Annotated in this window: 11 protein-coding genes; all 11 read right to left on the bottom strand. The window is 44.7% G+C overall.

Translation table 11 applies throughout. The annotated features are described in order from the left end of the window. Nucleotides 1-11 precede the first annotated feature (11 nt). Nucleotides 12-575, bottom strand: coding sequence for an alkyl hydroperoxide reductase subunit C (gene ahpC / locus ACINLD_RS10350; RefSeq protein ID WP_026589422.1), 564 nt, complete (start codon nucleotides 573-575; stop codon nucleotides 12-14). 280 nt (nucleotides 576-855) lie between these two features. Then, entirely contained in the window at nucleotides 856-2160 is a 1305-nt protein-coding gene (locus tag ACINLD_RS10355) for a voltage-gated chloride channel family protein (RefSeq protein WP_372708733.1), read from the bottom strand. 280 nt (nucleotides 2161-2440) lie between these two features. Further along, nucleotides 2441-2767 (bottom strand): hypothetical protein, encoded by a 327-nt coding sequence (locus ACINLD_RS10360; RefSeq protein ID WP_236251184.1) that lies wholly within the window; start codon nucleotides 2765-2767, stop codon nucleotides 2441-2443. Between the two features lie 113 nt (nucleotides 2768-2880). Further along, nucleotides 2881-5484, bottom strand: coding sequence for a bifunctional acetaldehyde-CoA/alcohol dehydrogenase (adhE, locus tag ACINLD_RS10365; RefSeq protein WP_077735899.1), 2604 nt, complete (start codon nucleotides 5482-5484; stop codon nucleotides 2881-2883). A gap of 291 nt (nucleotides 5485-5775) precedes the next feature. Further along, on the bottom strand, nucleotides 5776-7182 hold the full coding sequence (gnd, locus tag ACINLD_RS10370; protein ID WP_077735900.1) for a decarboxylating NADP(+)-dependent phosphogluconate dehydrogenase: 1407 nt from the start codon (nucleotides 7180-7182) through the stop codon (nucleotides 5776-5778). 30 nt (nucleotides 7183-7212) lie between these two features. Further along, nucleotides 7213-8559 carry a GntP family permease gene (locus ACINLD_RS10375; RefSeq protein ID WP_026589418.1) on the bottom strand — a complete coding sequence of 449 codons (1347 nt, stop codon included), beginning with the start codon at nucleotides 8557-8559 and terminating at the stop codon, nucleotides 7213-7215. Between the two features lie 32 nt (nucleotides 8560-8591). Beyond that, a complete protein-coding gene (gntK, locus tag ACINLD_RS10380) occupies nucleotides 8592-10124 on the bottom strand; it encodes a gluconokinase (protein ID WP_026589417.1) in 1533 nt (510 codons plus the stop codon). Beyond that, nucleotides 10117-10848: a GntR family transcriptional regulator gene (locus ACINLD_RS10385; RefSeq protein WP_026589416.1), complete on the bottom strand. Its 732-nt coding sequence runs from the start codon at nucleotides 10846-10848 to the stop codon at nucleotides 10117-10119. The genes gntK and ACINLD_RS10385 overlap by 8 nt, the downstream gene beginning before the upstream one ends. A 186-nt stretch (nucleotides 10849-11034) precedes the next feature. Next, complete coding sequence (locus tag ACINLD_RS10390) at nucleotides 11035-11463, bottom strand: EVE domain-containing protein (RefSeq protein WP_077735901.1); 429 nt, start codon at nucleotides 11461-11463, stop codon at nucleotides 11035-11037. After that, entirely contained in the window at nucleotides 11457-11849 is a 393-nt protein-coding gene (locus ACINLD_RS10395; RefSeq protein WP_026589414.1) for a rhodanese-like domain-containing protein, read from the bottom strand. The genes ACINLD_RS10390 and ACINLD_RS10395 overlap by 7 nt, the downstream gene beginning before the upstream one ends. Before the next feature lie 11 nt (nucleotides 11850-11860). Further along, nucleotides 11861-12232 (bottom strand): MarR family winged helix-turn-helix transcriptional regulator, encoded by a 372-nt coding sequence (locus ACINLD_RS10400; RefSeq protein WP_236251185.1) that lies wholly within the window; start codon nucleotides 12230-12232, stop codon nucleotides 11861-11863. Nucleotides 12233-12431 lie beyond the last annotated feature (199 nt).

A 12431-nucleotide genomic window follows, 5' to 3' on the forward strand; every position in this document is an offset into this window, starting at 1 on the left:
GTATGCACTCCTTAGATTTTGCCTACGAGGTCAAGGCTTGGTGTCAGGGTTTCAGAACCTTCTTCCCATTTAGCCGGGCAAACTTCGCCTGGGTTTTGGCGGACGTATTGAGCCGCTTTTACTTTGTTGATCAGGATGCTTGCATCACGGCCGATACCGCCGGCGTTGATTTCAACGGCTTGGATGACGCCGTCCGGATCGATGATGAATGTTCCGCGGTCAGCAAGACCTTCTTCTTCGTTAAGTACTTCAAAGTTGCGGGAGATCGTTTGAGACGGGTCGCCGATCATCGCATAAGTAATTTTGCCGATTTTTTCTGAGCTGTCGTGCCAGCCTTTGTGTACGAAGTGCGTATCTGTAGAAACAGAGTATACTTCAACACCAAGCTCTTTTAGAGCAGCGTATTCGTTTTGCAGATCTTCAAGCTCAGTCGGGCAGACGAAAGAGAAATCAGCTGGATAGAAGCAGAAAATGCTCCATTGGCCTTTCAGGTCCTCATTTGTTACATCGATGAACTCACCGTTTTTGTAAGCTTTTGCTGCGAATGGTTTTACTTCTTTTCCGATTAAAGACATGCGTAAATTCCTCCTAAATGTGTTATAGAAAAATAAAATAATAGAATTTATTTTTCTGTAATAATTCTAATTATATATAGATTATTAAATAATATATATTTTTTGTCAAGGGAAAAGAAGCACTTTATTCTTTTGGCTTTTTTATGGATGGTTTAGAATGTTGAGCCTCCTTTATAGCCAGGGTATCAGCGGGTGGAGATGAGAATGAAGACTGCTACTTGAAAATGCACCCGTCTTCTCATAGCAAGAAAAAGCCACCCACTAAAAGAATGGACAGCTTCTAAGACTTTTTCTTTTTCTCAACATGTTCGATCGTTTCTCCGTTCATTACGCTGTATAACCGGCTCTTTGGTTCATATATTTTTTGAGACGGCCATAGTCCGTGATGACCGGAAAATATATAGCTGAGCAGACAAGCGATAAAAAAGTACTCTGCTCCTTTTCCATCAAACATTTCCAATGCCAGCAAGAATGCGGCGATAGGGGTATTCGCACCGCCGGAAAACGCTGCAATCAGTCCCAACGCTGCTAAAAATGAGAGAGGTAAATGGAAAAAGGAGTGCAGGGTGTTCCCTAGTGTTGCTCCCATGAAAAATAATGGTATCGCCTCACCGCCTACAAAGCCTGTCCCCAAAGTAATGGCTGTAAAAATGAGCTTGGCCAGGAAGGCAAAAGGAGGTACATCTTCTTGAAAAGCCTGCTCCAACATGTTCAAACCCCGTCCATTGTAATCTTGTGAACCAGCCAATAAAAATAAACATACGATGATAATACCGCCAACAAAGGCTCTTATCATATGGTTTTTCTTAAACACTCTCTCGCTGTATATTTGTATGCCGTGTCTCAATTGGCAATATGAGACGCTTAATAGACTGAATATAACAGAAACAAGAAGAATTTTTACAAACGTAATGAAAGATAACTCAGGCAGAGCATGGATCATAAATTCTTCATGTTTCACTCCCCAAGCTGCAGTCGTGATATAGTGACCGGTGAAGCTAGCTACAACACAAGGGACAAGCGCTTCAAATTTCAGCTTTCCTAAAGCGGTCATCTCCATTCCAAATACAGCCCCGGTCATGGGTGCGCCAAATGCAGCACCAAATCCGGCGCTAATACCGCTCATAATGAAAATTTTAGTTTCTGCCAAACGGACCTTAAACAACTTGTTGATCATTTCCGCGACGCTGCCTCCCATTTGGACAGCCGCCCCTTCTCTTCCGGTCGATCCGCCGAAAAAAACCGTGATAAAAGTTCCGAAATAGACAATAGGCCCCATTCTCTTCGGAACTTTTTTGTTTCTATTAACAGCATCAATGACAAGATTATTTAATTGGGCCGTGTCATGTAAGGTGTTATTTAAGACTACTTTTCCATATTTCATGTATATGTAGCCAATGACAAGTCCTCCAAGCGGCAGAAGGTAGATGAGCCAGTCATTTTGCTCTCTGACTTCACCCAGGTAGTCGTTTGCTTCAAGCAGGAAGGCTGTCACTGATCCGACAATACCGCCAATGATGCCTCCACATAATATCCATTTGCCAAGAATATTAAAAAAAATGCTATACTTCATAGACAGCCTCATTTCAATCCTTTTGGATGCTTTTTGGAATGTGTAGGGTCATTAATTTTCGTAAAAATGTTGTCTGAGGAGTTTGCTTGCGGTGCCGGGGTGTCCATACGAGTTTGCTTGAGATTCATTTCAAGCAGTGATTTCAACTGTTGAATATCTTCTTTAGTCGCATATTGCTTATTCGGCTTTAACATGTATCCTAACTGACCGTTGGATTCGAGTGTCGCTCATTGTAAATCCTTGAATGATTGAATATTTTGTTGTCTCAATCTTACTTCAAGCATATCTACAGTTAAGCGCATTTTTTTATATGATTGATTTGAATTTGACCACCCTCGACGATTGGAACTGATTTTCCATAAATAAAGCTCTCTAAAGCATCAAATTTCAAAGTAAGATACTCAATCAAAAGAAGAGTGAGAATCATTAAGAATGTAACAATCAAGGTAATCCGAATATTTCCATCATTAACTGGTTGCATAATTAATGAACCGACAGCTATCATGATGACAGTATGTGCAACAGTAAGCTGTGAAATAGATTTTCTGCCAGGTAACCGTAAAATGAGTACTCCTCCTATAACAATGACAACAGCTTTCCAGATGAAATGTAAATCCAAGAATATTCCTCCCAAAAAACAAAGAATAATTATATGTTGTAAAAGAAATACAAAATTATTCATGGCTAAAAAAACAAAAGCCATCCCCTAAAAGAATGGCTTCGAATTGATAATTAAATTCCTTGATAAGCAGAACGGTAAATCTCAGCCAGCTCAGACACCAATGGAAGCTTCGGATTGGCTGTTGTGCATTGGTCTTCAAAGGCGCGATCTGCCAAGGTGTCGACTTTGCTTTCAAATTCTACTGCGTCTATGCCGTTATATTTCAGGCTCATTGGGATATCGAGCTCTTTGGCAAGAGCGATGATCGCTTGAACAAGGCTTTCGACGCCTTCTTCAGTCGTTTTGGCCGGCAAGCCCAGCATTCTGGCAATTTCCGCATAGCGCTTATCGGCTACAAAATGGCTGTATTTCGGAAATGCCGTGAATTTCTTCGGTTTTGTCGCATTGTAGCGGATGACATGCGGCAGAAGCACGGCGTTGGCGCGTCCATGGGCAATATGGAATTCAGCTCCAAGCTTATGGGCCAGGCTGTGGTTGATGCCTAAGAAGGCGTTGGAGAAAGCCATTCCGGCAATGGTTGATGCATTATGCACTTTTTCGCGCGCCAGTTCGTCACTGCCGTTTTTGTACGCCTTCGGCAGGTATTCGAATATCAGCTCGATGGCTTTCATCGCCAAGCCGTCGGTATAGTCGTTGGCCATGCAGGATACATACGATTCAATCGCGTGTGTCAGGACGTCCATCCCTGTGTCCGCTGTAATGTGCTTCGGCACCGTCATGACAAACTGCGGATCGATGATCGCTACGTCAGGCGTCAATTCATAATCAGCGAGCGGATATTTCGTATTGGCCTCCTTATCTGTAATAACGGAGAATGAGGTGACTTCAGAGCCGGTTCCTGATGTTGTCGGGATCGCCACGAACTGTGCTTTATCGCCCAATTTCGGATATTTGGCGATGCGCTTGCGGATGTCCAGGAATTTTTGTTTTAATTCAAAGAATTTCGCGTCAGGGTGCTCATAGAACATCCACATTCCTTTTGCGGCATCCATCGCAGAACCTCCGCCAAGAGCGATAATGACATCAGGCTCGAATTTAGCCATCATGTCGACGCCGTTCATGACCGTTTCAATAGATGGATCAGGTTCTACATCGGAGAAAATTTCGCAATGAACGTAGTCCGGGCGTTTCCTTAAGTAGTGAAGGACGCGGTCGACATAGCCCAGCTTCACCATTCCCGGGTCTGTCACAATGAACGCTTTTGAGATGTTCGGCATTTTCGCTAAATATTGTGTTGCGTTTTTTTCAAAGTAAATTTTCGGCGGCACTTTAAACCATTGCATGTTAACATTCCTTTTTGCCACTTTTTTCGTATTGATCAAGTGAACGGCGCCAACGTTTGTCGATACAGCGTTCCCTCCGTACGTCCCGCAGCCGAGTGTCAAGGAAGGCATATAAGCGTTGTAAATATCGCCGATCGCTCCCTGGGAAGACGGGGCATTGACGATGATCCGTCCCGCTTTCATCCTCAGGCCGAATTGCTCGATCGCGTCTTGATCTGTTGTGTGAATCACCGCAGAGTGGCCGATACCGCCGAACTCCAGCATTTCTTCAGCCCGTTTTAAGCCTTCCTGGAGTCCGTTCACTTTGTAGCAGGCCAAAACCGGACTTAATTTTTCTCTTGAAAGCGGGTATTGCGGTCCGACACCTTTCAGCTCGGCAATGAGGATTTTCGTGCCTTCAGGAACCTTGATGCCTGCCATTTCGGCAATTTTGCATGCGGGCATACCGACGATATCAGCATTGACGGCACACGTATTTTCATTGATCACCAATTTTTCTACCTTTGTTTTTTCGTTTTCATTTAAGAAATAGCAGTTGTTTATCGTCATTTCGGCTTTGACGTCTGAATAAATGTTTTTATCGATGATGACGGCCTGTTCTGATGCGCAAATCATGCCGTTGTCGAAGGTTTTCGATAAAATCAGATCATTGACGGCTTGCTTGATGTTTGCAGATTTCTCGATATAGCACGGTACATTTCCCGGTCCGACGCCAAGGGCGGGTTTTCCTGAGCTGTAAGCGGCCTTCACCATGCCGGCGCCGCCTGTGGCAAGGATCAAAGATACTTTCGGATGGGTCATTAAAGCCCGGGTTGCTTCAAGTGAAGGGGTTTCAATCCACTGAATGCAGTGTTCGGGAGCCCCCGCTTTGACCGCCGCATCTCTGAGGATTTTTGCCGCTTCACTGCTGCACGTTTGTGCGGATGGATGGAAGGCGAATATAATTGGGTTTCTTGTTTTCATTGATATCAGGGATTTGAACATCGTGGTCGATGTAGGGTTTGTCACAGGTGTCACCCCTGCAACGATACCGACAGGCTCGGCGATTTCGATGACGCCCTCATGTTCATCCTCGTTGATGATGCCGACCGTTTGATTGGATTTGATATTGTGATAGACATATTCTGTGGCAAACATGTTTTTGATGATTTTATCTTCGTATACCCCGCGTTTTGTTTCCTCTACAGCGAGCTTTGCGAGGGGCATATGCTGATCAAGCCCGGCAAGCGCCATCTGCTTGACGATGGCGTCGATTTTCTCCTGGTCCAAGCGGCGGAATTCTTCCAACGCCTTCAGCCCTTTTTCGACTAAACGGTCAATCATGTCTGAGACATTTTGCTTTTGTTTGAGTTCCTTTTCTTCAACTGCCATTGCAAACCCTCCAATAACTTGATAGGAATCTGATTACAATAGAATTGCCAGAGAATGTTTGTGAAACATTTCACAAGTTGTGTTAAAAAAATTTTTCCCGTTGATTCAGGCCGTTTTTTTGTGGTCTCATCTCCTTGTATTTTTGAATGAATTTATCATAACACGGATTTGAAATAGAAGTTTGTGAAATGTTGAACAAAGTATGAATCCTATTAAAAATAGGACTTAGGACATATATCTGGATTTCTCAGAAATAAAACTGCACATCCAAGAAGATGTGCAGTTCATCTGTCATTCATACCAATCCGTATGAAACACGCCTTCCATATCCGTGCGCTCATACGTATGGGCGCCGAAATAATCGCGCTGCGCCTGCAAAAGGTTTGCGTTGGAGCGGCCTGTGCGGTAGCCGTCATAATAAGAGAGGGCGGTGCTCAGGCACGGGAATGAGATGCCTGAGCTGATCCCTTCACAGACGACTTTTCTGAGTCCTGTTTGGTATGCCTTGAGCTTTTCCGCAAAGTACGGCGCCGTCAGCAAATTGGACAGGTCCGGCTGTTTGCGGAATGCATCGCTGATCAGATTTAAGAAATCGGCGCGAATGATGCAGCCGCCCCGGAAAATCAGGGCGATATCATTTAACGGTAGATCCCATCCGTACAGGTCGGACGACATTTTATATTGGGCGAAGCCTTGTGCATAGGCGCAGACTTTCCCCATATATAAGGCTTGTCTGACGTAATCGATCCACAAATCCTGATCCAGGTGTTGAGCTTTTTTTTCCGGCCCGGCAAGGATCTTCTCCGCGGCGACCCGCTCGTCTTTTAAAGACGACAGGTAGCGGGCGAATAACGATTCCGTGATAATCGATGATGGGATGCCATTGTCGACGGCTTGCAGGCTTGTCCATTTGCCTGTGCCTTTTTGGCCTGTTTTATCAAGGATGACATCAATCAGCGGTTCACCCGTCTTTTCATCTGTTTTCCTTAGAATGTCCGCGGTGATCTCGATGAGATAGCTTTTCAGCTCGCCTTCGTTCCACGTTTCAAAAATGTCAGCGATTTCATTAACGGATACATGTAATTGGTCTCTTAAAAATGTATACGCTTCCGAGATCAGCTGCATATCGGCGTATTCGATCCCGTTGTGGACCATTTTCACAAAATGCCCCGCACCTTTTGGTCCGATATATACACAGCATGGGTCATCTCCCACTTGCGCAGCGATTTTCGTCAAAATCGGAGCCGCTTTTTCATAGACATCCCGGTCTCCGCCAGGCATGATGGAAGGTCCTTTTCGAGCGCCGACTTCACCGCCGGAAATGCCGATGCCCAGGTAGCCGATTCCCTTCGCTTTCAGTTTTTCATATCTTCGTTCTGTGTCTTGGTAGTGGGAGTTGCCGCCGTCCATGATGACATCCCCTTCTTCAAGCAAAGGAATGAGTGAGTCAATCACTGAATCGACCGGTTTTCCCGCTGTGACCATTAAAAAGATTTTGCGCGGTGTTTCTAATGACTGAACGAAATCCTGAAGCTCGTAGTACGGATTGAGTACCTTTCCATCAGTCTTTTGGACAAGCTGGTCGGTTAAATCCCTTGTGTAATTATAGACTGCGACCTGTTCCCCTTTGCTGGCCATGTTCAGAGCGATATTGCTGCCCATGACGCCTAAACCTATGACTCCTATTGTATTGAACATTTGTTACCTGCTCCTTCTTCTTGAAACTCTTTATACAATTAGGCTTAACAATAATGTAAATCCTAATCCGGCTACTGCGATAATTGTTTCCAGCACCGTCCATGTCGCGAATGTTTCTTTCATGCTTAAGCCGAAGTACTCTTTGAACATCCAGAAGCCTGCATCATTGACGTGGGAAGCGATTACACTTCCGGCCCCTGTGGCCAGCACCACCAATGCAAGGTTGACATCGGTTTGTCCAAGCATTGGAATGACAAGCCCGGTTGTGCTTAAGGCAGCAACTGTGGCAGATCCTAAAGAAATACGCAAGATGGCCGCGATCAACCAGGCAAGCAAAATCGGAGACATTGACGTTCCTTTGAATAATTCGGCCACATAGTCGCCTACCCCGCCGTTAATAAGGACTTGTTTGAAGGCGCCGCCGCCTCCGATGATCAAAAGCATCATGCCGATTTGCGTAATGGCTGTTGAGCAGGAATCCATCACCTGTTTGATCGGAATGTTTCTCGCGATTCCCATCGTATAGATGGCGACTAATAAAGAGATCACCATCGAAGTCGATGCATTTCCGATGAATTGGATAAATGCAAGCGCACCATTATCGGCAAATCCCATCGTCTCATGAAGCAATGTGATAATCGTAGAGATGGACATGATAATAACCGGAAGCATCGCTGTAAATACGCTGATGCCGAATTTTGGTGTTTCCTCGAGCTTGAATGTTTTTTGTTCACCTAATGACGCGATGCTGCCCATTTTTTCAAATGATTGCGGGACGATTTTTTTTGCTATTTTCGTAAATATGGGTCCGGCTAAAAGCACTGTTGGAACGGCAACGATGAAACCGTAAAGCAGAACTTCCCCGATGTTGGCTCCGAGTTCTCCGGCGATTGCCGTCGGCCCCGGATGCGGAGGCAGGAAGCCGTGTGTGACGGATAAAGCCGCCGCCATCGGAATCCCCAAATATAAAATAGAAATCTTTAATTCTCTTGAAATGGCAAATACAATTGGAATAAGCAAAACAAGTCCGACTTCAAAGAATAAAGCAACCCCGATGATAAATGAAGCGATGACAACGGCCCATTGAATATTTTTTTCGCCAAATTTGTTGACGAGGGTCATCGCAATCCGCTGCGCGCCCCCTGAATCCGCGATCAGTCTGCCGAGCATGGCGCCGAGCCCGAAGATCAAGGCGATGTGGCCAAGCGTGCCGCCGAGTCCTTCTTCAATCGTTTTGACGATTTCATCAAGCGGCATGCCGAGCGCCAACGCGACGCCGAACGATACAATAATCAAGGAAACAAACGTGTTCAGTTTCAATCCCATAATTAACAGCAGTAATGCGACAATCCCGATTGCTACAATGAGTAATGGCATGATAACGCCTCCAATTCTTGTTGTTTTTTTTGTTAGTTAAGGCTTCTTTGGTAATTGGAAATTTGTGTATATTCGTGTTCCAAAGACCGCGACAAGTTGATAAAGATCGGCATTAATTTTCTGTACTCCCGGGCAGCTTCTTCTTTCGGCGAATGCCGGTGGGTGCTGCCGATCATGTCTGAGACGATGTCGAAGGAATCGATTTTTCCTGTGGCATAAAGGCCTAAAATGCAGGCTCCCAGACACGAACTTTCGAAGCTTTCAGGGACGACGACTTCCGATTCGAAGATATCGGCCATCATTTGCCGCCACACGTCAGATCTTGCAAAGCCTCCTGTCGCTTGAATGCGGGTGACAGGTCCGTCCATGCATTCCGTTAATGCCAAAAAGACGGTGTATAAGTTGTAAATGACCCCTTCCAATGCCGCGCGAATCATATGTTCCTTCTTATGGGACATGGTGAGGCCGAAGAATGAACCGCGCACATCCGGATTCCACAGCGGAGCGCGTTCGCCCGCGAGATACGGGTGAAAGAGCAAGCCATCAGCGCCGGGTCTTACCCGTTCGGCGATTTTGGTTAGCACATCGTACGGATCAATGCCGAGCCTTTTTGCCGTTTCGATTTCTGCAGAGGCAAATTCGTCCCTGATCCAGCGAAGAACGATGCCGCCGTTGTTGACAGGTCCGCCGATGACCCAATGGTTCTCTGTAAGCGCGTAGCAAAAAATGCGCCCCTTTTCATCGGTTTGAGGTTCATCGATGATTGTGCGGATCGCGCCGCTTGTCCCGATTGTGACGGCAATTTCGCCTTTTTTAATAGCGTTGACGCCGAGGTTGGACAGCACGCCGTCGCTTGCTCCGATGACAAAAGGTGTCGCCGGATCGATTCCCATTTGCTCGGCAAAGGCCGGCTGGCAGTTTTCAAATATCGCTGTTGTCGGAACCAGCTTTGACAAATGATCTCGTGTAACGCCTGCGATGGATAACGCTTCTTCGTCCCAATCCAAGGTTTTCAGGTTCATCATTCCCATGGCTGAAGCCAGAGAGTAATCGACGACATATTGATCGAAAAGCTTTTTGAAAATGTACTCTTTGATTCCGATATATTTTTTGGTTTTGGAAGCGATTTCATGACGTTCATTCACAATCCAGGCGATTTTGCTTAACGGTGACATCGGATGGATCGGTGTACCTGTTCGCTTATAGACTTCATGTCCATTCAGTTCATCCTTGATCTTATGGGCCCAGCCTTCGCTTCGATTATCAGCCCAGGTGATGCACGGTGTCAGCGGCTGGTCTTTTTCATCCATGGCGATGACACTGTGCATGGCGCTGCTGAATGAAACAAATGAGATCTTTTTGTGCGGATGTTGTTTCGTGATGTTGCCAGCAGCAAGAATCACGGCCTGAAAAATTTCATCAGGGTCTTGTTCGGCTGTCGAGATATCCGGTGTGTAAAGCGGGTATCCGATGCTTTCCTTTTGGATCACATCCCCTTTCTCACTGAATAAGACAGCCTTCGTGCTTGTCGTCCCGATATCAATCCCTAACATATAACTAGTCATTTTCTTGTTCAGCCCCTTTAGACAGCATTTGTTGCGATAACCAAAGGTCTTCAACCTTATCTTGTACGTCATCGAAATTTTGATGTAAGGACTTGAGCATCAGGGCTCTATCTTTTGTTTTGATCGCTTCAATATAAAGCTCATGATTGTTCAATACCCTTGCAAAGTCTTCATACTTTTCCTTTAAGCGCGCACGCATCGATAAAAGGATGAAGCTTTCCATTACAGGCTTTAAATTATTCCAGATCATCAGAATATAGGAGTGGTTGATAGACCGTACAATCGTTTCATGAAATAACACATCTTGATAAGAGAATTCATCCGCATCTTTGTATTTGATGGAGATTTTCATCATTTCTAGTATTTTGCTGAGGTCGGTCACTAATTGATCGACATCGGCTCTTCCCAGCCGCTCAAAGACAAACGTTTCCATGAGCAGACGGACATCGTAAATCTCCCTAATCTTTTTCTCTGTTAAACCAATGACAACGGCGCCCATTCTTTCCAGGCGAATGATTCGTTCAGAAGCAAGGATTTTTAAGGCTTCGCGAACGGGCGACCGGCTCACCGAAAATTCCGCAGCCAATTTATTTTCCGAAATGATGGTACCGCTTTCAATCATTCCGGAAATAATCCGCATCCTCAGTTCTGATGCCACGCGGACACCGGTTGAAGCTCGTGAAAGCCACTTCTCGGGATATAAAAAACTGTTAGATTCACTCATAACGTCACCTTCCAGTTATACGAGTATACTTGTATACAAGTATGATAACGCGAATTTTTTGATTATGCAAACACTTTCATTTCTAATTTTTATGAGAAATTTTCCCATGATTGCAAATGATCAAGGCCAGAGCGGTTATGTTTACTTTTGAGAAAGGAAGTGATGAGAGAAAAAAAGAAAGGGCGATTATTGTATCGCCCTCATATGTTGAGAGATGAGATTGAAGTCCTGTTGACCGATTTCTACATGTCCAAATCTGAAGGGATATCCCCAGTGTTTTTGATTTTCGATAAAAGAGAGGTGAGGAATAAGTGGATGGATGGACGTTTCCACACATTTTTGAAAGTCGATATTTCTTCTAAAAGGCATGAATCCATTCCCCATATCAAATTTGAATACATGATCATCAATGACCTTCCCGATAGCCGTAAATTTTTGATATGGTGTGTGATCTCTTAAATGAAGCTTTGGGGAGTAATAAATGATCCAATCCCCGGGATTCATTCTTTTTAAAGGCGCCTCTTTTCCGTGACAAAGCTGGGCAAAGCCCCCGGATACAGCCTTTGCGACATGATCCCGGGAAGCCACACCGATCCAATACTTTCGCTTTAACATCCGCAAGTATCGCTCCCAGTATTGTCTTCAGTGGATGTTGAGACAGGGAAGTTCATTTTTTGCCAGGCGGCTATGCCCCCGGCCAGTTCTTTTACTTGATAGTCTTGTTCTAATAGACATTTTGCTGCTTTAGCGGCAGTATTGCACCACACGTCCCAGCAGTATACGATTATTTCCTTATCCTTGGGGATGTCATTCAACCGGTCCCGCAATTCTTGTTCCGGTATGACCACCGCACCCTTTATCGTAGGATTTCTTAATTCGCTTGGACCGTTTCTGACATCGATTAAAAAATATGTCTCAGGGTTTCTTTTTGCTGACTTTAAATAATCCATCGGACTTATGGTGGCTTCTAAACGGGCGTTGAAAAAATCAAGTGCATTCATAAGGTAACCTCCTATTTTTTGTACTGGCTCCACACTCTTAAAAGCATATCTTTAAAGACCTTTTTTTCATGTTCATTTAAAGGGGATAACACGTCAGATTCTGCTTGTGCTAAAAGCACTCTGCATGATGACAACACATCACTGCCTTTTTCAGTGAGGATCAGACTGTATGCTCTGCGGTCATTTGGATTTTTAGCCCGCTCAACAAAGCCCAATGTCTCTAAGTGGTCAACATGGCTGACCATTGTTGTTCGATCGATCTGCAGTTTTTCGGAGATCAGCTTTTGGGAAGAGTAAGGGTGTTCCTTAATAAATAAGAGAACCCCGAGCTGTCTGGCTTCAAGGTGATATGGCGTCAGGGCATCTGCGACCTTGTTTTCCATTTGCTGAAGGACTTTTCCTAATAAAAACCCGTAAGACTGGCTTAATAGATCCAGTATAATCACCTCTTTTTATTATCAGTATTGTATATAGTCAGTTTAACTGACTATTTTGCGAAAAGCAACTACAATTTATCATCTCGTTAATTAATTAAATTAATTATGTGTGCTACAATAAAACAAATCATTCAATGGAGGATTC

This window comes from Bacillus sp. z60-11 (assembly GCF_046464135.1).
Classification (GTDB): domain Bacteria; phylum Bacillota; class Bacilli; order Bacillales; family Bacillaceae; genus Bacillus; species Bacillus sonorensis_A.